This is a genomic window from Faecalibacterium tardum (genome assembly GCF_040096515.1).
GTDB lineage: Bacteria > Bacillota > Clostridia > Oscillospirales > Ruminococcaceae > Faecalibacterium > Faecalibacterium tardum.
Map to the genome: position 1 here is coordinate 64,408 of NZ_JBBMEO010000006.1, position 21,225 is coordinate 85,632.

Here is a 21,225-nt window from a genome sequence, read left to right on the forward strand (position 1 = left end):
AAAAAATTCACGCGGGCAGGGTTGCCGCCGCATACCGGATGTGCTATGATGAGGTGCAAAATTTGAAGCGGAGCGATAGATTTTGATTTGTCGAGCTCGCGGAATCAGGAGGAACTACCCATGCAGAAGAATTATGTACAGGAAATTCTGAGCATCATTCACAGCGGTCTGCCCAAGGCAGAGCTGGCCGAAAAACTGTCGGATTACCATGAAAAGGATCTGGCGGATGCGTTGGAGGTACTGACCCCCGCTGAACGTCAATCGCTCTATTCCATTCTGGGCGTGGATACCGTTGCCGAGATCTTTACCTATCTAGACGATGCCGAGCCGTACCTGAAGGAGCTGCCCAGCCACGAGGCTGCAAAGGTCATTTCCAACATGGACTCGGACGATGCGGTGGACGCACTGGAAGACCTTGACGATACCGATAAAAACGAGATCGTCAACAAGCTGGACAAAGACTCGGTGGAAGATGTGAAGATGCTGCTCTCTTATGACGAGGATGAGATCGGCAGCAGAATGACCACCAACTACATCTCCATCAAAAACGATATGACCATCCGGCAGGCGATGAGCGAGCTGGTAAAGCAGGCCGGAGAAAACGACAACATCTCCACCCTGTATGTGGTGGATGAAAACGAGCACTTCTACGGTGCCATCGACCTGAAAGACCTCATCATTGCCCGGGCAGAGGAGAGCTTGGAAAGCCTGATCGTCCGCTCCTATCCCTATGTCACCGACCGGGAGCAGATCAGCGATTGTATCGACCGCATCGTGGACTACGCGGAGCGCAGTCTGCCCGTGCTGAACGATGCCGGTAAGCTGGTGGGCATCATCACCTCGTCCGATGTGGTCGAGCTGGTCGATGATGAGATGGGCGATGATTACGCAAAGCTGGGCGGTCTGACCGGCGAGGAAGATCTGAACGAAAGCGTATTTGAAAGTGTGAAAAAGCGTCTCCCGTGGCTGATCGCTTTGCTGTTCCTCGGGATGCTGGTCTCCTCGGTCGTCGGCGCGTTTGAATCGGTGGTAGCGGTGCTGCCGGTGGTCATCTGTTTCCAGTCCATGGTGCTGGATATGGCCGGTAATGTTGGCACCCAGTCGCTGGCTGTGACCATCCGCGTGCTGGTGGACGAAAACCTGACCCTTTCCAAAAAATTGCAGCTGCTCTGGAAGGAGACCCGCGTGGGTCTTTTGAACGGTGCTATTCTGGCTGTGATGGCCTTGGGCTTTCTGGGCTGCTACATCCACTTTTTCAAGGGCTATGTCTGGACCTCGGCCTTTTTGCTGTCCGGCTGTGTCGGGCTGTCGCTGATCGTGTCCATGGTCATTTCCAGTCTGGTGGGCACGCTGATCCCGATGCTGTTCCACAAGATCCATATCGACCCGGCGGTCGCTTCCGGCCCGCTGATCACCACGATCAACGATCTGGTGGCGGTCGTGGTCTACTATGGTCTTGCCATGGTTGTGCTGATCGATCTGTTCCACCTTGCATAACGGGGTGCATCCAGCAGGGCGTTCCCGACGAGGGAGCGCCCTGTTTTGCGTTAAGATGTTTTTCCGCTGAAAATGCTCAGAGGGCATTCAGGCTCGTCCCAGACAAAAGGACAGTCGTGAACAAAAGAAAAAGCGACGACCCGTGCAGGTGGGTCATCGCTTTTCTCGTCCCTTGCGGGACAGGCAGGGTAAATGATAAGAAGGTAAATGAAGAAAATAGCAAGGTGAAAAACAAAAGCGTGTGCGGAGCCGAAGTTGCTGCTCCAAAGTGAAGATGTATCCAAGTTTCACTTTTGTTGGATACAACATACCACTTTGGAACAGAAATTGCAAGAGGTTTTTTAAAATTTCTCCCCAAAAATACGCGGGAAATCGCATTTTTGTAGAAACGCACAAATTTTATGGAAAGTTCCCGGCAAACTGACGAACAAGCATAAAAACGGAAAGCCTGCCGGAAAACCGTGCAGGATACCTTTATAAAACCGGCGGGCAATGGGAGATAGGCATGGAAAGCGGATTTTCGTGGGATATAGCCTGCACCGCTTTACAAGCAGCCGGTGGTGTGTTAAGATGGACACATCTGCTGCAACCGGAAAAATGCACGCGCCGGGCAGCGGCGGCGTACCGGAAAAGTGCTCGGTGCCGGGAGGAGAGAAACGGATGACAAAGCTACTGCATGGCAATGAAAAAAGCAGCCTGAACGGCGGGCGGGAGCCGCTGTTCAGCCAGAAGGAACTGCTGGTATTGGCCGTTCCGCTGCTGGTGGAGCAGCTGCTGGAAGTGACGGTGGGCATGGCCGACACCATGATGGTGTCCCGCTGCGGCGAGGCGGCCATCTCCGGCGTCAGTCTGGTAGATATGATCAATAACCTTATCATCGTGCTGTTTGCAGCGCTGGCTACCGGCGGCGCGGTGGTGGTAAGCCAGTATCTGGGGGCAAAGGATCGCCCGGATGCCGACAAAAGCGCCGGTCAGCTGCTGCTGCTCAGCGGACTGTCCGGCGTGGTGATCGGCGCAGTATGCTTTGTGCTGGCACGCCCCATGATCCGGCTATTCTACGGCTCTATTGACGCTGACGTGCTGGACGCGGGCGTGAAGTACCTGCAGATCATCGCCCTCAGCTATCCGTTTCTGGCGCTGTACAACGGCGGTGCGGCACTGTTCCGCAGCATTGGCAACTCCAAGATCTCCATGCAGATCAGCTTTCTGATGAACATTATCAACATCGTGGGCAACGCGGTGTGCATCTTCGGCTTCAAAATGGGGGTGGACGGTGTTGCGTGGCCCAGTGTGGCATCCCGCGTGGTGGCTGCAGCGCTGATTTTACGTAAGTGCTACCGGGAGGATGCGGTGCTTACCGTGCCCAAGACCCTGCGGCTGGACGGCGGCATGGCAAAGCGCATTCTGGGCATCGGTATCCCCTCGGCCTTTGAAAACAGCCTGTTCGAGGCCGGACGCATTCTGGTGGTGAGCATGATCTCCACCTTCGGCACGGTGCAGATCGCAGCCAACGCCGTGGCCAACAATCTGGACGGCATGGGCGTCATCCCGGGCAAGGCCATCAGTCTTGCCATGATCACGGTGGTGGGGCGCTGCATCGGTGCCGGCGACCACGAACAGACCGTTTACTACACCCGCAAGCTGCTGTTGTGGGCTTACATTACGATGGGGCTTTCCAATGGCGCGATCCTGCTGTTCCTCCGGCAGCTGGTGGGCATCTACGCCCTTTCCGGCGAGACCATGGAGCTGGCTATTACGCTGGTCACCATCCACGCGGGCTGCGCCATTATCTTCTGGCCGCTGTCCTTCGTGCTGCCCAACGCCCTGCGCGCGGCCAACGACGTAAAATTTACCATGGTGGTGTCCATCCTCAGCATGGCGTGCTGGCGGCTGGGCTTCAGCTATCTGCTGTGCGTCCGCATGGGCTGGGGCGCTGTGGGCGTGTGGGTGGCTATGGTCATCGACTGGACCTGCCGCGTGACCTGCTTTGTGCTGCGCTTCCGCAGCGGTGCATGGAAAACAAAATATCAGGCATAACAATAAGGAGAAAAGCATGAAACTGATCAGCTGGAATGTGAACGGCCTGCGCGCCTGCCTGACCCACGGCTTTGCCGAAAGCTTTGCCGCGCTGGACGCGGACATCTTCTCGGTGCAGGAGACCAAGATGCAGCCGGGACAGGCAGATTTTGCGCCGGAGGGCTACACCGAATACACCTATTCGGCCGAGAAAAAGGGATACTCCGGCACAGCCTGCTGGTGCAAAATGGCACCGCTGGCAGTGACCACCGGCATCGGGCTGGAACAGCACGACCACGAGGGGCGGGTGCTGACGCTGGAATACCCCGGCTTTTATCTGGTAAACTGCTACACCCCCAACAGTCAGGACGGGCTGAAGCGGCTGGACTACCGCATGGAGTGGGAGGACGCTTTCCGGGCGTACTTGCTGGCGCTGGACGCAAAAAAGCCGGTGATCCTGTGCGGCGATCTGAACGTAGCACACACTGAGATGGACATCAAAAACGCCAAGACCAACCGCATGAGCGCGGGCTTTACCGATCAGGAGCGTGCTAAAATGACCGAGCTGCTGGCGGCGGGTTTTGCGGACAGCTTCCGGGTGGTGCACCCGGACGAGGTGAAGTACAGCTGGTGGAGCTACCGCTTCCACGCACGGGAAAAGAACGCGGGCTGGCGCATCGACTATTTTATCGTTTCCCGGCGCATTGCCGACCGCATCCGCGCCGCCGAGATCCACAACGAGATCTTTGGCTCCGACCATTGCCCGGTGGAGCTGCAGATCGACCTGTAATATAAGGAGAAGCCAATGCTGAAAAATTATCTTCTGATCTTCCTTATCTCCATGGTGCCCATCATCGAGCTCCGCGGGGCCATCCCCATCGGGCTGGGCATGGGGCTGCCGGTGCTGCCCACCTACCTTTTGTGCGTGCTGGGCAACATGATCCCGGTGCCTTTCATCTACCTGTTTGCCCGCAAATTCCTCATCTGGGGCTACTACAAGCCCCTCATCGGCCCCATCTGCCGCTTTTGCATCAATAAGGGCGAAAAGGGCGGCCGCGCACTGGAAGCCAAGGCAGGCAAGGGCCTGACCGTGGCACTGCTGCTGTTCGTGGGCATCCCGCTGCCGGGCACCGGTGCGTGGACGGGCACGCTGGCAGCCTCCATTCTGGATATGAAGTTCAAGGACGTGCTGATTGCCTGCATGGGCGGTGTGTTGCTGGCGGGCATCATCATGGGCTTGGCAAGCGCCGGGCTGCTGGGTGCGCTCAGCGGGCTGTTTGCGGCAGGCTGACAAAACGCGGACGCTTTTGTCGTGAAAAATGCCGGTAGCTTTTCCGCCCGGAGTGTGTTAAACTAAGTAACAGTTGTGTAAAGACAGGGATCTGCTCCCGGTCAGAAAGGACGTTATAGAACATGGATCAGGCACTGAATCAGAAAATTGACGCATATATTGCGGAAAATAAGGAGCAGCTGCTGCAGGACATTGCAGCGCTGGTCGCCATCGACAGCGTGGAGGGCACCCCGGAGGAGGGCGCACCCTTCGGCGCAGGCCCTCGGGCCGCGCTGGACAAGACGCTGGAGCTGGCAGCAGGCATGGGCTTTGCCACCCGCAACTGCGAAAACTACATCGGCTATGCCGAGCTGGCCGGTGCAGACCCGGAAAAATATCTGGCCACCATCTGTCATGTGGACGTTGTGCCCGTGGGCAACGGCTGGACGGCAGACCCCTTTAAGATGCGCATTCAGGACGGCTGGCTGCTGGGCCGCGGCGTCTCGGACGATAAGGGCCCGATGATCGTTACCCTGTACGCGCTGAAGTTCCTCAAGGAGCAGGGCTACCAGCTGCGCTACCCTATCCGTGCCATCGTGGGCGACAACGAGGAGACCCACATGAACGATGTGAAGTACTATCTGGAGAACTACCCCGCCCCGGTGTTCTGCTTTACCCCGGATGCGGAGTTCCCGGTGTGCAACGGCGAAAAAGGCCACTTCGGCGGCAAGATCGTCAGCCCGGTGTGCAACGGCGTCATTGCAGAGTTTGAGGGCGGTGTTGCCAACAACGCGGTGCCGGACCGCGCCAGCGCACTGGTCAAGACCGATATCCGCAAGCTGAAGAACGCCCCCAACATCACGCTGGAACCGGAAGGGGATGGCGTGCGGGTGCGCGGCTGGGGCAAATCCGGCCACGCCGCTATGCCGGAGGGCACGGTGAATGCCATTGGTCTGGTGGTGGAGTATCTGCTGGACAACGGCCTGTGCAACGATGTCGAGCGCGCTTATCTGGAGGCACTGCGCAAACTGCACAGCTCCACCGCAGGCACCGGCCTTGGCATCGACTGCGCCGATGGCCCCTTTGGCCCGCTGACCATCATCGGCGGCCGCATCTATATGGAGGACGGCAAGCTGGTGCAGACCATCGACAGCCGCTTCCCCACCTGCACCGACGGCGAAAAGCTGACCGCACAGATCACCGCTGCGCTGGGTGATGGCGCAAAGCTGGAGGATGTGGACGCAGCCGAGCCTTTCTACATCGAGGCCGACAGCCCCGCCATCCGCGCCTGCATCGACACCTACAACGAGGTGACCGGCGAGAATGCCACCCCCTTCACCATGGGCGGCGGCACCTATGCCCGCCACTTCCCCTATGCCGTCAGCTTCGGCCCGGAGCATGAGGATGTGAAGCTGCCGGAGTTCGGCGGCCCGATGCACGGTGCCAACGAGGCTGCCCCCATCGACAAGCTGCTGGAGGCCGTCAAGATCTACATTCTGGCGCTGCTGCGTCTGGAAGAGGTCGACTTCTGAGGTACAGCATGAACGTGCTTGTCATTGACGGGCAGGGCGGGGGACTGGGCCGCCAGCTGGTGGCGGCTCTCAGCGCCCAGTGCCCGGACATCCGGCTGGTGGCCGTGGGCACCAACAGTGTGGCTGCGCAGGCCATGCACAAGGCCGGGGCGCAGCGCGCCGCCACCGGTGAGAACGCCGTGGTGGTGAACTGCCGCAATGCGGATATCATCGTGGGGCCCATCGGTATCGTCATTGCAGATGCGCTGCTGGGAGAGATCACCCCCGCCATGGCCACGGCGGTGTGCCAGAGCAGCGCCACCCGGGTGCTGATCCCGGTGAACCACTGTGAAAACTATATCGTCGGCGTGCCCGACCAGCCCATCGGCAGCCTTGTAGCTGCCGCCGTGCAGAAGGTGAAAGCCCTCTGCACCGGGGAAGGCTGCTGAAAATTTCTACAAACAAACAGGCGGCTGTACAAAATGTTGTACAGCCGCCTGTTTTGTTTATTCAGCGCATATTGCTGGTGCGGTGCTCCATCAGGTAGGTAGCCTGCAGGTCTGCGATGTGCAGCTTGACCGCCAGCGGGTACTTGTCGTAGGCTTCCGAGATGGCAAAACAGCCGCCCCGGGCAGCATCGTCAAAGCCGCCCATGTGCCAGCGGATGGCAACCGCTTCCTCCACCTTCAGCTTCATGAACCGCTCGATGAGAAACACGCTCTTTTCGCCGTGACCGTAGGGAAACAGATCCTCTACACTGTAAAAGGGCGCTTTTTCCCACTGTCCGGTGGCTTCGTTCTTCACGTTGCGGGTGCCCAGCTTGTAGTAGTTGGCCTTGCACAGATCGTGCAGCAGGGCACAGATGGCGTAGCTCTCCTCGCTTTCGCCCTCGGTGAAAAAGCTGTCGTGCAGCGCGTGGTAGACGTTCAGGCTGTGCATACACAGCCCGCCCTCACAGGCTCCGTGAAAGCGAGTAGAAGCCGGTGCGGTGAAAAAATCCGTCTTTTTGTCCAGCCAGTCCAACAGCTTTTCGCTGCCCGGGCGGGTGACGTGCTGCTGCCACACGTCCAGAAACTCTGCACGGTCGCCCCCGCTCACAGCTCCATGTCCTCCAGAATGCCCTTGAGGATGGCCAGCTCGTCGTGGCTCAGGGAGATACCCTTGCCCATGCGGGTGCCGTCCGGGGACCAGTCGCGGATGTCGTACTTGGGCTCGCCGTCGTTCCAGCTGATAAGGTTCAGCTGGCGCTCCCAGCCGCGGGGACGCTGGCTCAGCACGGCCACACGCTGGACAACTTCGTATTTGATCTCTGCCATATTGCAAAACCTGCCTTTATGTTTGTATGCTACCATAATAAGGGAAGTGCGGCGAGATTTCAACAGGTAAACTGAAATATTTTAAAAAATTTTTGTTACACTCAGCCGTAAGGGGCGTCCTCGCGCCATTCCACCAGCTCCAAAACGGCGGTCGTGTCCTCGTCCGGGGCAGGATGGCGGCTGTGCAGCTTCTGCTTTGTGCTGAACAGTTCCGGTGCGTAGTGTGCCATTACGCTGGTCTGCACGTCCCCAGCCAAAAAGGCGGCGGCGTTCTTCTGGCGGCAGGCCATGGGGGTGCCGTCGGTCATGGGGACGCCGGGCTTTTCCGGCTGCGGCTCCTCCGGCGGGGGCAGCTGGGTGCCGGGTGTGTCCGGCGCAGCAGGGGGCTGCAGGGGCATACTGCCCAGCGGCGGGGCGATGCGGGTGCTGTTTGCCTGTGGGGCGGCAGCGGTGCCGGACTGGTTTTCCAGTTCGTGGCGGATGAAGGGTTCCAGAGAATTCATCAAAATTCACCTCCGCCCCTAGTGTGCCCCGTCGGCGGCGTTTTACACCCGCAGCTCTACGGTGGAGCCGCCGGTACGGGCCTTGTGCACCACCACCTGCCGGTCGATGCGGTCCTTGAGCGCCCCCACATGGGAGATGATGCCCACCAGCCGGTCGCCCTCGGTCAGGCCGGAGAGCACCCGGATGGCCAGCTCCAGCGATTCCTCGTCCAGCGAGCCGAAGCCCTCGTCGAGGAATAGGGTGTCCAGCCGGATGCCGCCGGCGCTGCTCTGCACCTCGTCCGAAAGGCCAAGCGCCAGTGCCAGCGAAGCCTTGAAGCTTTCGCCGCCGGAAAGGGTCTTTACGCTGCGGCGGGTGCCGTTGTAGTGATCGATGACGCCAAGGTCCAGCCCGGACTGGCTGCGCTGGTTCTCTGCGCCGATGCGTTCCAGCTCGTACTGCCCGGCGGTCATCTGCATCAGGCGGGTGTTGGCGTAGCGCAAAATGCGGTCCAGATAGTTCATCTGGATGTAGGCTTCCAGTTTGATCTTTTGCTTGCTGGTCAAAGTGCCGCCCGCTGTGGCAGCCAGCGCGCTGACCCACTGCCACCGGCTTTCCAGCGTCTGCCGCGCTTCGGCGGCAGCGCGGTACTGCGCCGCCGTTTTGCGGTTGGGCAGCAATTGTGCCGAAAGCTGCTTTTCCCGGCTGCGCAAAGCCTCCCGCGCGGCGGTCAGTTCGGTCTGCTGTGCGGTAAGCTCCTCGGCGCTGCGGGCGGGCAGTTCCTTTTGGGCGGCGGTCTGCTGTGCGGTCAGCGCCTCCACGGCGGCTTCAGCGGCGGCAACAGCCTGCTCGGCCTGTTTCAGCTTGCGTTGCGCCGTGTCCATACCGGTGCGCAGGGCGCGGCGGTCGGCTTCCAGCTTGTCCAGCGCCGCCTGTGCGTCCGCGCGCCGGGGGTAGGGCAGGGCGGCGCGCCGCTCTGCGATTTGACTCTCCAGCGCGTCTGCACTTGCATTCTGGGCGGCGGCGCTGCGGTCTGCTTCGGCGGCGGACTGTTCCAGTGCCGGGCGCTGGCGGGTCTTTGCCTGCCGGTCGGCCTCCAGCTGTGCCTTGCGGCGGCAGTCGGCATCTGCCTGTCGGCACTGGGTGGTACAGTCTGCCTGTTCCGTCTGCAAAGCAGCAGTCTCCTCGGCCAGAACGTTGGTCATCAGGGCAAAGGTGAGGGGCACCGTACCCTCGGGGGCGGTAAAGCGCTCCGGCAGCAGGGTCTCGGCGTCCCGCCGGAGAGAAGTTTTCGCCTCGTTGGCAGCGGCAAGGGCGCTCTGAGCGGCAGCGCTGGCGTTCTGCGCCTGTCGGTCAGCGGCGGCAGCGGTCTGCCGTGCAGCTTCCACCTGTGCCTGCGTGGGCGCAGTATGGGGCAACAGGGCGCGGGCGGGGTGATGGGTACTGCCGCACACCGGGCAGGGTGCGCCCTCGACAAGGTTCTCGGCCAGCAGCCCGGCCTGTGCATCCAGGAATGCTCGTTCCAGCGTATTCTGCCGGGCGCGGGCTTCGTCCTGTGCAGTGGCAGCGGCGCGGTAGCTTTCTTGCGCCTTGTGGGCGCGTTTGGCTTGATGCTGGCATTCCGTAAGGCGCTGTTCCAGCTTTGCCAGCGCTTCGCCGCGCTGTGTCAACTGGGCGCTGCGGTTTTGCAGCGCCAAAAGCCGGGTGTCCGCGTCTGCCAGTGCGACAAGTTCGGTCTCAGCGGCGGCAAGGGCTGCGTTCAGGCTGTCCAGCTGGGTGCGCCGCTTGTGCGCCTGTGCTGTTGCCAGCCGGGCGGCGGCCCGCGCTTCGGTCTGCTGACGGCAGAGCGCGTCCAGCGCGTCATAGGCCGCAAGGGCGCTCTGCGCCTGCGTCACCTGCGCGGTCAGGGCATCCAGCTGCGCAGCGTCCCCGGCGTGGCGGTTGGCCTCGGCGCGGGCAGCATCCAGTGCGGGCTTTGCGGCGGCAAGCTCTGCCTGACGGGCAGCCAGCTGCTGCGCCAGCCGCTGCGCCTGTGCGGCGGCACCCAGCTGCTGCTGTACTTTGTCCAGCTGCGCTTCGGTGGTATGCAGGGCGTTGCCGATTTCTTCCAGCGCCGCAGCCTGCCGTGCGGTCAGGGCGTCCAGTAAAGCAAGCGCCGTTTCCGGCACGGTCTGGGCGCACAGGGCGCGCAGCGCCTCGGCGTCTGGGTCCTCCGGGCTGAATTGCAGCCCGCCCAGCAGGCTGTCCAGTTTGGCGTTCTGGGCGGTGCGCTGCTGGTTCAGCGCGGCGGCTTCGGCCTGTAAGCGCTCCTGTAACTGAGCATAGCGCTGGGTGCGGAACAGCTTGCGGAAGATGCGGCTGCGCTCCTCGGTGGAGGCATTGAGCAGCTTTGTGAACTGTCCCTGCGCGATGAGCACGATCTGAGAAAACTGGTTGTAGTCCAGCCCGATGATCTCCTGCACGGCGGCGGTCACGTCCTTGGCTTTGGTCACCGGCAGGCGGGTGTCCGGGTAGGTCAGGGTGGCATCTGCCTTTTCGGTGGTCATGCCCTCGCCCCGGGTTTTGGGACGCTGATATTCCGGGTTGCGGCGCACCGTGTAGCGCACGCCGTGCACCTCAAATTCCAGCTCCACATAGGTGGGGGTCTTGTCGTCTGCGTACTTGCAGCGCAGCATGGAGCCCTCCCGGATGCCGCTGCTGGAATGATCGTACAGCGCATAGGTGATGGCGTCAAAAAGGGTAGTCTTGCCCGCACCGGTGTCGCCGGTAATGAGGTATAGCCCGCCTTTGCCCAGCTTTTCAAGGTCGAGCGTAGTCTCGGCGGCATAGGGGCCAAAGGCCGAAAGGGTCAGTCGCAGCGGTCTCATACAGTGTCGCCCTCCTTCCAGATCTCCTCGATCAGTTCCTGGCAGAATGCCGTCTGCTCGGCGGTCAGGGGCTGGTTATTTTGCAGTTGGTAAAAGGCAGCCAGATGTTCCAGCGGGGAGATGCTCTCGGTGCGCTCCGGGGCGCTGATCTCCTGCTGCTGGCGGGTGCGCTGGTTGTCGTAGTCCAGCTGCATCAGGTTGGGGTAGATGACCCGCAGCCGCGCCAGCGCATCCGGTACATCCTGCTCGTCGGTCAGGGTGATGTACAGGTAGTCGTCCACGGCGGTGCCCTCGTAGCAGCGGCGGTCGGTCAGTTCCATGTAGCTGCCCCGCAGCCCGCGCAGCTCGTGCCGGGGGGTCAGGGGCGCGGTGGTGATGTGTACCTCGCCCTTTGCGCCCAGCTCCACAAAGGTAGCGCTTTTGCGCTGCCCCGCCTCCGAGAAGGAATATTTCAGCGGTGTGCCGCAGTAGCGCAGGGTCTCCCGCCCCACCTTCTGCGGGCTGTGCAGATGCCCCAGCGCCACATAGTCAAAGGCATCGAACAGGGCGGCGTCCACGCTGTCCACCCCGCCCACCGAGGGCTCCTCGCTCTCGCAGGCGGCAGCACCCGCCACAAACTGATGCGCCACCAGTACGCTGCGGTGGCCGGGGTCCGGGGTGCAGTGCCGCAGCACGCAGGCAAGGGCGTCGTTGTAGCTCTCAATAGGCTCGTCCGGCCAGACGTGCCGCACCATAGCGGGCTTCAAAAAGGGCAGTAAGTACACATCCACCGTGCCGTGGGCATCCTGCAAGGGGATGGGCTGCGGCGCACCGGTGAACACCGGGCTGACGTAGACCCGGCTGTCGGCCAGCAGGGCAGAGCCAAAAGCCACCCGGTCAGCGGAATCGTGGTTGCCGCTGATGGCGAACACCGGCAGCTTCCGCGCCGCCAGTTGGGTAAGGAACCAGTCCAGCAACCGCACCGCTTCGGCAGGGGGAACGGGCTTGTCGTAAAGGTCGCCTGCCAGCAGCACGCCGTCCACAGGGGTCTCATCCAGCAGGGTCAGAATTTCTTCCAGAATATACCGCTGGTCCTCCAGCATGGAAAACTCGCACACCCGCTTGCCCAGATGCAGGTCGGACAAATGCAGAAAACGCAAACAGGAACACCGCCTTTCAAAAAATGCTTTGTCCTATTATAACGCAGCCGCCGCTGCACGCGCAACCAAGGAGAACAGAAAAACGGACAACTGCTGTTTGCTGTTGCGACCCCTTCTGTGAAAATGGGACACCGGAGCGTCCGCAGACGCTCCGGTGTCCCGAAATTTAAAATGATTTTTCCGCTGAATATGGCCAAAGCGCACGCGGAGGCCATTCCAAATCGTTTTACGGCCTGCGTATATCAGAACATCTTTTCCCAAGTGGCGTAGCCCACGCTGCCGTCTGCTGTCAGACCGTTGCGCCGCTGGAACCGCTGTACGGCGGCAGCGGTGGCTGCACCATACTTGCCGTCATCCTTCAGTCGCTCGCCCAGAGAGTTGAGCTTTTGCTGCACCAGCCGTACTGTGCCGCCGGAGGAGCCGGTGTGCAGCACGATGCCGGGGTATGGCACCTTCAGCCCGTGCTTTGCGGTGTAGCGGGTGTAGAGCACGTTCCATGTGTTCTGCCCCACCTTGCCGTCCATGTTCATCTTGTTCTTCAGCTGGAACTCCTGTACGGCACGCTGGGTGCTTGCGCCGAACTTGCCGTCCGGATTCAGCGCATCGTACCATGTGCACGCATCGCGTACGCCGTTGAGCCACGTCTGCACAAGTGCCACGTCCGGCCCGGAGGAGCCGCGCTGGAGCAGGGAATAATAACCGGGAATCGCCATAGAGGGATCCCTCCTTTCCCTCCATGCTATGCTCCGGCGGAGTGCAGCGTCACCCCGCCAGCAGCACCGTCTGCCGCCGGGCGGTCAGCCGGTGCGCCCAGTCCACCAGCCGGAAGCGCAGGATGTACTGCCCGCAGACAAGATCGTTCTCCGCAGGCAGGGCGTAGCCGCCCTGCGCAAAGCTGCACAGTCCCGGGTACAGCACACACCACCAGTTGCGCCCGCCGCCGCTGCCAATGTCGATGCGCACGGCATCGTACCGCCCGGCGGGCAGCTGACCGGTGGGGTAGCGCCGGGCGGGAAAGTACATATTCACGAGATACACCCGCACCGGGGCACGGATGCCTTGTGCGGTCAGCGCCCGCTGCGCTGCCAGCTGAAACTGCAAAAGCCGCCCCGCCGCCCATGCCCGCGCCTCCGGTGCGCTTTGCGCCGGGCATTGCTGCATCACGGCCAGCACTGCATCCCGCACCCGGAGCTTGGCGCTCTGGTCAGCCACGGCATCGCTGGCCGCCCGGATGTGCAGCCGCAGGGTGTCGGCGCACAGCGCTGCCCCGGCATCCAGCTGGGTGCGCCCCCAGCACAGCCCCTGCAAAGCGCCGCACAGCGCAAAGCCCGCCAGCAAGCTGGCGCACAGCAGCCGCATCTGCCGGACGGAAAGCGGCTTTAAGAAAAAACGCACCATAAAAAACAGACCCCTCTTCTGGAAATGATAACCAGAGGATGGGTCTGTTGCAGCGGGGTTATACGATTTTTTTAGTTCTTCAACGACTGCATGGGTGCGGGCAGGCGGCCGCCGCGGTTGATGAACACCGAGGGATCGTGGCTGTTCACCGGCATGATGGGGCCGTAGCCCAGCAGGCCGCCGAAGTCCAGCACCTCACCGGCCTTGCGGCCGATGGCGGGGATCACGCGCACGGCGGTGGTCTTGCTGTTCACCATGCCAATGGCGGCTTCATCCGCGATCAGAGCGCTGATAACGGCGGGGGTGGTGTCGCCGGGGATGATGACCATATCGATGCCCACAGAGCAGACAGCGGTCATAGCTTCCAGCTTCTCAATGGTCAGACAGCCGATCTCGGCAGCGTGGATCATACCGGCATCCTCGCTGACCGGGATAAAGGCACCGGACAGACCGCCAACGTGGTTGGAGGCCATCACGCCGCCCTTCTTCACGGCATCGTTCAGCAGGGCAAGGCAAGCAGTGGTGCCGCAGCAGCCGCAGGTCTCCAGACCCATCTCTTCCAGAATGTTGGCCACGCTGTCGCCGATGGCAGGGGTGGGAGCCAGAGAAAGGTCGATGATACCGGCGGGCACGCCCAGTGCCTTGGAGGCAAGGTTTGCCACCAGCTGGCCCACGCGGGTGATCTTGAAGGCGGTGCGTTTTACAAGCTCTGCCACCTCGTCGATGGGGGCATCCTTGGGCAGGCGTGCCAGCGCGGCGCGCACAGCGCCCGGGCCGGAAACACCTACATGGATCTCGCAGTCCGGCTCGCCGGGGCCGTGGAAAGCACCGGCCATGAAGGGGTTATCTTCCGGTGCATTGCAGAACACCACCAGCTTGGCAGCGCCGATGCACTGACGGTCGGCGGTCAGCTCGCTGGCCTTCTTCACGGCTTCACCCATCAGCTTGATGGCGTCCATGTTCAGACCGGCCTTGGTGGCACCGATGTTCACCGAGCTGCACACGATGTCGGTCTCGGCCAGTGCGCGGGGGATGGACTCGATCAGGCGGCGGTCACCAGCAGAAAAGCCCTTGTGCACCAGTGCGCTGTAGCCGCCCACAAAGTTGACGCCCACCTTTTTACCGGCGGCGTCCAGCGTCTTTGCAAAGTCCACAGGGTCTGCCTCCGGGCAGGCACCCAGCAGCATGGCAATGGGGGTAACGCTGATGCGCTTGTTGATGATGGGAATACCGTACTCGGCGCTGATGTGCTCCACGGTGGAAACAAGGTTCGCAGCCTTGGTGGTGATCTTGTTGTAGATGTTCTCGCAGGCCTTCTTGGGGTCCGGGTCGATGCAGTCCAGCAGGCTGATGCCCATGGTCACGGTGCGCACGTCCAGATTATCCTGCGTGAACATCTCGATGGTCTCCAGGATATCCCCGGTGTTAAACATACTCATAGCGGTTGCGGGCTCCTTTCCGGCTCAGATGGTGTGCATGGCGTCAAAAACTTCCTGACGGGTCACATTGATCTGCATCCCCATCTCGGCGGCAAGTGCATCGGTGCGCTTGTGCAGCTGGTCGTGGTCAACATTGCAGTTGGAAAGATCCACCAGCATGATCATGGCAAACATCCCCTGCAGGATGCTCTGGGTCACATCCTCGATGTTGATGTTCAGTTCGGTGCACAGACCGGCCACCTTTGCGACAACGCCCACGGTATCGTGTCCAATGACGGTAATGAAAGCTTTCATGGTTTCCACCCTCGTTTTCCTTATAGTGATTGGTGCCGCCAAAGACCCGGCACACGCTTACCCTTTCAGTATAGCAGATTTAGCAAAATTTGAACACACTTTTTGTAAAAAAGAGCAGAATACGGGGGCAAAAGACATTCTATATAAAAATCAAGTGCAATCTGCCGGGGCTTGTGCTATACTTATATTTAATTTCCCGCGGATTTCCGTGTAGAGGGTTGATAAGGAGTATATGACAATGGAACAGCTTTTGAAGATTCTGGAAAACAACGCCCGTCTGCCCGTGGAGGACATTGCCACCATGCTGAACAAATCCCCCGCCGAGGTGGCGGCGATGATGGATCTTGCCCGGGCGCAGGGCATCATCAAGGGCTACAAGACCCTTGTGGACTGGGAAAAGGCCAAGGTGAACCGCGTGGAGGCGGTCATCGAGCTGAACGTCAGCCCCAAAAAGAGCCGCGGCTTTGATGAGATCGCTGCCACCATCGCCGCCTTTGACGAGGTGGAGAGCGTGCTGCTGATGAGCGGCGGGTACGACCTGCAGCTGGTGATCAAGGGACAGACCTTCCAGGAGATCGCCCTGTTTGTGGCAAAGCGGCTGTCGCCGCTGGACGATGTGCTGTCCACCGCCACCCATTTTGTGCTGCGCACCTACAAAAAAGAGGGGCGGCTGTATCAGGATGAAGAAATTGATGAAAGAGAGTGCACGGTGCTGTGATGGATTATGATAAACTGATCGCGCCTGCCGCCAAGGCCATGCGCCCCTCCGGCATCCGCAAATTTTTCGATCTGGCCGCCGAAATGCCCGAGTGCATCAGCCTTGGCGTAGGCGAGCCGGACTTTAAGACCCCGTGGGCTGTGCGCGAAGCCGGTATCGAAAGCCTTGAGCATGGCCGCACCCGCTATACCTCCAACGCCGGCTTAAAAGAGCTGCGCGCCGAGATCAGCCGGTATCTGGAGCGGCGCATGAACCTGCGCTACGACCCCATGCGGCAGATCCTTGTGACCGTGGGCGGCAGCGAAGCCATTGATATGTGCATCCGCACACTGGTCAAGCCCGGGGACGAGGTGATCATCCCGGAGCCCTGCTTTGTGTGCTACGAGCCCATCACCACCCTGTCCGGCGGCGTGCCGGTGCACGTTGCCTGCCGTCAGGAGGACGAGTTCCGTCTGCGTGCCGATGCGCTGAAGGCAGCCATCACCCCCAAGACCAAGCTGGTCATTATGCCCTTCCCCAATAACCCCACCGGTGCGGTGATGGAGCGGGAGGACCTGGAAGCAGTGGCCGAGGTGCTGCGCGGCACCGATATCATGGTGCTGTCTGATGAAATTTACGCCGAGCTGAACTACGGCCTGCGTCCGCACGTTTCCATTGCCACCCTGCCCGGTATGGCAGAGCGCACCATCGTGGTGAACGGCTTTTCCAAGAGCTACGCCATGACAGGCTGGCGGCTGGGCTACGCCTGCGGCCCGGAGGCTGTCATTAAAATTATGACCAAGATCCACCAGAGCGCCATCATGAGCGCCCCCACCACCAGCCAGTACGCCGCCATCACCGCCCTGAAAGAGTGTGACGGCGAGATCGACCGGATGCGGGACGAGTACAATATGCGCCGCCGTTTGGTGGTGCGCAGCTTCAACGATATGGGTCTGACCTGCTTTGAGCCCCGGGGTGCGTTCTACGCCTTCCCCTGCATCAAGAGCACCGGCATGAGCAGTCAGGAGTTCTGCACAAAACTTTTGGAGCAAAAGCACGTTGCCATCATCCCCGGCGATGCCTTTGGCGCTTCCGGCGAGGGGTACTGCCGCGTTTCCTACGCTTACAGCGTGGAGCACCTGACCGAGGCACTGAAGCGCATCCGGGAGTTTTTGGTGGAAAACAACATCTACCACGGCAACTGAGGAGGAACACAGATGGAACGGCGAGAGCGGAAAAACGCAGTGACCGTGCTGGCCCCGGCCAAGCTCAATCTGGCACTGGATGTAGTGGGCTTGCTGCCCAACGGCTACCATGCGCTGGACATGACCATGCAGACCATCACCCTGTACGAGCGGGTGATGCTGCGCCGCAGCGCCGGGCTCAGTCTGCGTCTGCCGGGCAGCCTTGTGCAGCCCAACGATAAAAATACCGCCATCAAGGCGGCGCTGGCGTTCTTCCACTACACCGGCCTGCTGGCGGGGGTGGATATCACCATCTACAAAAATACCCCGGTGCGGGCGGGTATGGCGGGTGGCAGCGCAGACGCCGCCGCCGTGCTGGTGGGTCTGAATGCCCTGTACGGCGCAAAGCTTTCCATGAGCGAATTGTGCGCGCTGGGCGCAGGCATCGGTGCGGACGTGCCCTTTGCCCTGATGGGCGGCACCTGCCGGGTGCAGGGCGTGGGTGACCTGCTCAAGGCGCTGCCCCCTGTGCCGGACTGCTGGTTCACGGTGGTGATGCCGGACTACGGCGTGTCCACACCGGAGGCCTTTGCCGCTTACGATACCGTGGGCAGCAGCACCCACCCGGACTGTGAGGCGCAGGAAAAGGCCATCCGCGCCGGAGACTTGGACGCCGTATGTGCTGCCGCCGGGAATGCGCTGGAAGAGTGCAGCGGCGCAAAGGACAACGAAGCGATCAAAGCCCTGCTCCGGGCGCACGGCGCTGTTACCGCCCTGATGACCGGCAGCGGCGCGGCAGTGTTCGGCGTGTTCCGGGACGAAGCTGCCGCCAGAGCCGCTGCAGCGGCAGCAAAGCGGCAGTGGCCGCAGGTCTACGTTGCCAAGCCCGACCGCGGCGGTGCCCGGGTGATCCGCTAAAAAAGTATAAACCTCCTTCCCGCAGGGCATACTGTCCCCAAAGGAAGGAGGTCTTTTTTGTGCAGACCTTTTACAAAATCTGCCTGCTGCTGCTCATCGTGGGCGGTGTGAACTGGGGGCTCGTGGGGCTTTTTCAGTTCGACCTTGTGGGCTGGCTGCTGGGCGGCAGTACCTCGGTGTGGTCCCGTATCGTGTTTGCGCTGGTGGGCTTGGCTGCTCTTGGCTGCATTCCGAATCTGTTCAGCGAGGAACCGGAGGAAGAATAACAAAACGGCTGCTGCACTTTTGCGTGCAGCAGCCGTTTGCGCGTTGCAGCGCTTCCGGTAAAAAAATCAGGTCTGGAAGATTCTTGGATTTTCCAGACCTGATAATAAAAAGCGTTTTCTGCGTGGATTACTGGTCGTTGTCCACATCATCCCAGCCGATGAGGTCGGGCAGGGTCAGTGTCTCGTCCGAGCAGTGGTGGCTTGCGCGGCGCTGGTCGGCAGCTTTCGTATGAATCACCTCGCGGGCAAGCTCCCGGATGGCAACGCAGTCCTCCGGCAGGTCGGTCTGGCTGCGGCCGGAATGGGTGAACAGGATCTTGCCCTCGTGGCCGACGATCAGGGTCATGGGCAAAATCTGCGGGGCATTGCGGTCGTAGTGATAACCGGCATCCCGGGCGCTTTTGTAGATGCGCTGGGCAGAAAAGCTCCAGCTCAAAAGCCCGCGCGCCTGCTCCACCCCCAGATAACTGTATAGCACACCCGGCGCATCGCAGATGATGGGGAAGGGAAACTCCTTCCCCTGCGTAGCCTCGGCCACCGCGCGGGGCGCTGAGCGCACCACGCAGGCCAGCCGCACACCCCGCAGCCGCGGCAGGGTTTTTAAGTAGCGGGTCAGGTATTCCCGGGTGACCGGGTGGTCGAACCCGGGCAGAAAGATCATGCACAGGGGTTCGGTGCCCGCACACAGGGCGTAAAAATCGTTGCCCGGGGTGGTAGGGGTGTCAAAGGTGAACCGGGGAATGGAAGTACCAACCAGATGCTCAGAACTCATGCCGCAATTGCACATCCTTTCAAATGGTGATAAAAAAATCCACAGCCGTGCCCTGTGTTTGCAGGGGCACAAGCGGTGGATTGGATTACTATAAAGATCCCGCCCGGTCGTCTGCGGCCAATCAAACCTACCCTTACGGACAGGTGGGTGCCCTGTCTCCGGAATCACGCTTCCTCATCGAACCTCCATGGTCGACCCATGGCGGGGAGGTCTGCAATCCACCGGAGAACTCCGGGCTCCCGTTGAATGATTAGTAGGATCATACAAACCGCAACAAATCGAGCCGGGCAGGAAGTCTTGCACGGTCAATCCGTCAAAGGACTTACTCGATATCGTAGTCCTCGCTCAGACGCTGCTCAAACAGCTTGCTGACTTCCATCAGCACCTCGTCGTCCTCTACAACGTCCAGATATTCGCCTTCGTCATCTTCCCCGACACTCAGGATCACCAGCTGGGCGTCCTCGTTCAGGTCCTCTTCGTTCTCGGCGTATTCCACAACAGCCAGATAATGCACACCCTTGTGGTCCAGCGCGTCGATCACCTCAAAGGTGACCTCGTTGCCGTCCTCGTCCTCAAGGGTCATCAGGTCGGGCTGATATTCTTCCTCGTCGGTATTGGGATTCTTGATCTCGTCAGACATAATACGCTCCTGTATTGCTTCATCACAAAAAGCAGTTGATGCTGCGGGCTGTACCCCGCTTTGTCTGCTTATAGTGTAGCGTGTTTTGCCCGGTTCGTCAAGATGCTTTTTCGCACAGAAATCATTGGATAAATTTTCACGCATTTTCCTCTCGCACTGCCGCGCAGAATATGGTATACTACTGGTTGAATCTTTTGCGCTGCGCTGTGCAGCGTTGTAGTACAGTATATGGAACAGGGAGCGGGAGTATGTTGAAAAAATTAGGGGCAGTCTGTCTTGCGGCGGTGCTGCTGCTTACCGGCTGCAGTCTGCGGCCGCAGGAAAACGGCAGTAAAGTCCAGAGCATCAGCCGCCCGGCGGTGGAATCGGCAGAGCTGCAATTCACCCACCCGGCAGCGGGGGACACGGTTGCGGTGTTCGATACCTCTGCGGGCGTTTTCCGGGCGGTGCTCTTCCCGGAAAAGGCCCCGCAGGCCTGCGATAACTTTATCGGCCTTGTGCAGCAGGGCTACTACAACGGCCTTACCGTAAGCCGGGTGGAGAATCAGTTCGTGGTGGAAGCCGGGCAGGGCGCAGACGGCAAGGGCTCTACCATCTGGAAGGGCAGCCGCTACCCGGTGGAGACATCGGACAGCCTGCACCACTACGCCGGGGCGCTGTGCATGGGCGTGGATGCTTCCGGCGCGTGCGCCAGCGTGTTCTATGTGGTGGAATCGCTGCCGGGAGACCAGTCGGTAACGCAGGAGCTGGTGGACCAGATGAACGCCGCTGGTTACCGCGCCGAGGTGGTATCCGCTTACCAGACGGCGGGCGGCGCGCCCTATCTGGACTACACCGATACCGTGTTCGGGCAGGTGTACGAGGGCATGGACATCGTGGACACCATCGCCCAGACCGCCGTGGACGAAAACCAGAAGCCCACCACCGAGATCACCATCAACAGCGTGAGCATCGAAACCTATCAGGGATAAATAGTAAAGTCAAAAAATGATGCCTGTGCGTGAGCACAGGCATCATTTTTTATATCTCCCCGGGGTGCTCCTTGCGCCATGCAAGGTAGTCCTCCAGAATCACTGTGGCACTGACCGAATCCAGAATCTCCTTGCGGCGGCTGCCGTAGGTGCCGCTTTCGTCCAGAAGGTCGGCGGCGGCACAGGTGGTCTGACGCTCGTCCCACATCCGCACCGGCAGGCCGCTCCAAAGCTCCACGGTCTTTGCCAGCTTGCGGCTCTTGGCGGCGCGCTCACCCTCGGTGCCGTCCATATTCAGCGGCAGGCCAATCAAAATCATCTCGGCTTCGATCTCCTTCGCCACCTCGCATACCCGGGCGGCTACCTTGTTGCGTGCCTTTAAGGTGATCTGGGGCGTGATGGCGGTGGTCAGAAATTCGGTGCGGTCGCAGGTGGCAAGGCCGGTGCGGCTGTCCCCGTAGTCAACGGCTAAAATCTTCATACAAAATCCCTTTCCGGTGTGCAGAATGTTTTTTTCAGTGTACCACAGCGGCGGCGGGATTGCAAA

Annotated in this window: 23 protein-coding genes and 1 other RNA gene; 11 read left to right on the top strand and 13 right to left on the bottom strand. The window is 60.7% G+C overall.

What is annotated here, in order from left to right; genetic code table 11:
• Positions 1–120: 120 nt before the first annotated feature.
• The 6 genes from mgtE (at position 121) to WMO44_RS06160 (ending at position 6,743) form a co-directional block, all read left to right on the top strand.
• On the top strand, positions 121–1,497 hold the full coding sequence (mgtE, locus tag WMO44_RS06135) for a magnesium transporter (protein WP_118658129.1): 1,377 nt from the start codon (positions 121–123) through the stop codon (positions 1,495–1,497).
• Positions 1,498–2,157: 660 nt separating this feature from the next.
• Positions 2,158–3,534, top strand: coding sequence for an MATE family efflux transporter (locus tag WMO44_RS06140; RefSeq protein ID WP_349152083.1), 1,377 nt, complete (start codon positions 2,158–2,160; stop codon positions 3,532–3,534).
• A gap of 16 nt (positions 3,535–3,550) precedes the next feature.
• Complete coding sequence (locus tag WMO44_RS06145; protein ID WP_349152084.1) at positions 3,551–4,303, top strand: exodeoxyribonuclease III; 753 nt, start codon at positions 3,551–3,553, stop codon at positions 4,301–4,303.
• 15 nt (positions 4,304–4,318) lie between these two features.
• The gene (locus WMO44_RS06150; protein ID WP_055185843.1) at positions 4,319–4,804 is read left to right on the top strand and encodes a COG2426 family protein; all 486 of its coding nucleotides are present in this window, start codon (positions 4,319–4,321) and stop codon (positions 4,802–4,804) included.
• A 122-nt stretch (positions 4,805–4,926) separates the two neighbouring features.
• On the top strand, positions 4,927–6,315 hold the full coding sequence (locus WMO44_RS06155; protein ID WP_349152085.1) for a Sapep family Mn(2+)-dependent dipeptidase: 1,389 nt from the start codon (positions 4,927–4,929) through the stop codon (positions 6,313–6,315).
• 8 nt (positions 6,316–6,323) lie between these two features.
• Positions 6,324–6,743 carry a DUF3842 family protein gene (locus WMO44_RS06160; protein ID WP_349152086.1) on the top strand — a complete coding sequence of 140 codons (420 nt, stop codon included), beginning with the start codon at positions 6,324–6,326 and terminating at the stop codon, positions 6,741–6,743.
• Positions 6,744–6,804: 61 nt separating this feature from the next.
• Here the strand turns inward: WMO44_RS06160 and WMO44_RS06165 are convergent, their stop codons facing one another.
• From WMO44_RS06165 to WMO44_RS06205, 9 genes are all read right to left on the bottom strand, one after another.
• Positions 6,805–7,392, bottom strand: a complete 588-nt coding sequence (locus tag WMO44_RS06165) for a hydrolase (protein ID WP_223452008.1) — start codon at positions 7,390–7,392, stop codon at positions 6,805–6,807.
• Positions 7,389–7,610, bottom strand: a complete 222-nt coding sequence (locus tag WMO44_RS06170) for a YdbC family protein (RefSeq protein WP_015536721.1) — start codon at positions 7,608–7,610, stop codon at positions 7,389–7,391. Before WMO44_RS06170 ends, WMO44_RS06165 begins: the two co-directional genes overlap by 4 nt.
• Before the next feature lie 101 nt (positions 7,611–7,711).
• Positions 7,712–8,113 carry a hypothetical protein gene (locus WMO44_RS06175; RefSeq protein ID WP_349152087.1) on the bottom strand — a complete coding sequence of 134 codons (402 nt, stop codon included), beginning with the start codon at positions 8,111–8,113 and terminating at the stop codon, positions 7,712–7,714.
• Positions 8,114–8,155: 42 nt separating this feature from the next.
• Entirely contained in the window at positions 8,156–10,960 is a 2,805-nt protein-coding gene (locus WMO44_RS06180; RefSeq protein WP_349152088.1) for an AAA family ATPase, read from the bottom strand.
• Positions 10,957–12,099 carry an exonuclease SbcCD subunit D gene (locus WMO44_RS06185; RefSeq protein ID WP_349152089.1) on the bottom strand — a complete coding sequence of 381 codons (1,143 nt, stop codon included), beginning with the start codon at positions 12,097–12,099 and terminating at the stop codon, positions 10,957–10,959. Before WMO44_RS06185 ends, WMO44_RS06180 begins: the two co-directional genes overlap by 4 nt.
• Before the next feature lie 242 nt (positions 12,100–12,341).
• Positions 12,342–12,812 (bottom strand): peptidoglycan-binding domain-containing protein, encoded by a 471-nt coding sequence (locus WMO44_RS06190; RefSeq protein ID WP_349152090.1) that lies wholly within the window; start codon positions 12,810–12,812, stop codon positions 12,342–12,344.
• Positions 12,813–12,861: 49 nt separating this feature from the next.
• Positions 12,862–13,497 (bottom strand): stage II sporulation protein R, encoded by a 636-nt coding sequence (locus WMO44_RS06195; RefSeq protein WP_349152091.1) that lies wholly within the window; start codon positions 13,495–13,497, stop codon positions 12,862–12,864.
• 71 nt (positions 13,498–13,568) lie between these two features.
• Entirely contained in the window at positions 13,569–14,930 is a 1,362-nt protein-coding gene (locus WMO44_RS06200; RefSeq protein WP_044960914.1) for a PFL family protein, read from the bottom strand.
• Positions 14,931–14,960: 30 nt separating this feature from the next.
• Positions 14,961–15,230 carry an ACT domain-containing protein gene (locus WMO44_RS06205; protein ID WP_005928182.1) on the bottom strand — a complete coding sequence of 90 codons (270 nt, stop codon included), beginning with the start codon at positions 15,228–15,230 and terminating at the stop codon, positions 14,961–14,963.
• A 238-nt stretch (positions 15,231–15,468) separates the two neighbouring features.
• On the opposite strand from WMO44_RS06205, the gene WMO44_RS06210 reads away from it, so the two are divergent.
• Genes WMO44_RS06210 through WMO44_RS06225 form a run of 4 tightly spaced genes read left to right on the top strand, consistent with a single transcriptional unit; the run spans position 15,469 to position 18,295 of the window.
• Positions 15,469–15,948 carry an Lrp/AsnC family transcriptional regulator gene (locus tag WMO44_RS06210; RefSeq protein WP_015536725.1) on the top strand — a complete coding sequence of 160 codons (480 nt, stop codon included), beginning with the start codon at positions 15,469–15,471 and terminating at the stop codon, positions 15,946–15,948.
• A complete protein-coding gene (locus tag WMO44_RS06215; RefSeq protein WP_097778699.1) occupies positions 15,948–17,132 on the top strand; it encodes a pyridoxal phosphate-dependent aminotransferase in 1,185 nt (394 codons plus the stop codon). Before WMO44_RS06210 ends, WMO44_RS06215 begins: the two co-directional genes overlap by 1 nt.
• A 12-nt stretch (positions 17,133–17,144) precedes the next feature.
• The gene (gene ispE, locus WMO44_RS06220; RefSeq protein ID WP_113621398.1) at positions 17,145–18,029 is read left to right on the top strand and encodes a 4-(cytidine 5'-diphospho)-2-C-methyl-D-erythritol kinase; all 885 of its coding nucleotides are present in this window, start codon (positions 17,145–17,147) and stop codon (positions 18,027–18,029) included.
• A 59-nt stretch (positions 18,030–18,088) separates the two neighbouring features.
• A complete protein-coding gene (locus tag WMO44_RS06225; protein ID WP_055185854.1) occupies positions 18,089–18,295 on the top strand; it encodes a DUF378 domain-containing protein in 207 nt (68 codons plus the stop codon).
• Positions 18,296–18,422: 127 nt separating this feature from the next.
• Here WMO44_RS06225 and WMO44_RS06230 read toward each other — a convergent pair whose 3' ends face one another.
• From WMO44_RS06230 to WMO44_RS06240, 3 genes are all read right to left on the bottom strand, one after another.
• The gene (locus WMO44_RS06230) at positions 18,423–19,067 is read right to left on the bottom strand and encodes an AhpC/TSA family protein (protein WP_349152092.1); all 645 of its coding nucleotides are present in this window, start codon (positions 19,065–19,067) and stop codon (positions 18,423–18,425) included.
• Between the two features lie 92 nt (positions 19,068–19,159).
• A non-coding RNA gene (gene ssrS / locus WMO44_RS06235) (6S RNA) lies at positions 19,160–19,364 on the bottom strand.
• Between the two features lie 25 nt (positions 19,365–19,389).
• Positions 19,390–19,707: a DUF1292 domain-containing protein gene (locus WMO44_RS06240; protein WP_055185856.1), complete on the bottom strand. Its 318-nt coding sequence runs from the start codon at positions 19,705–19,707 to the stop codon at positions 19,390–19,392.
• 248 nt (positions 19,708–19,955) lie between these two features.
• Here WMO44_RS06240 and WMO44_RS06245 point away from each other — a divergent pair, with 248 nt between their 5' ends.
• On the top strand, positions 19,956–20,678 hold the full coding sequence (locus tag WMO44_RS06245) for a peptidylprolyl isomerase (protein ID WP_349152093.1): 723 nt from the start codon (positions 19,956–19,958) through the stop codon (positions 20,676–20,678).
• A gap of 49 nt (positions 20,679–20,727) precedes the next feature.
• Here the strand turns inward: WMO44_RS06245 and ruvX are convergent, their stop codons facing one another.
• Positions 20,728–21,159 (bottom strand): Holliday junction resolvase RuvX, encoded by a 432-nt coding sequence (gene ruvX, locus WMO44_RS06250; protein WP_015536729.1) that lies wholly within the window; start codon positions 21,157–21,159, stop codon positions 20,728–20,730.
• Positions 21,160–21,225 lie beyond the last annotated feature (66 nt).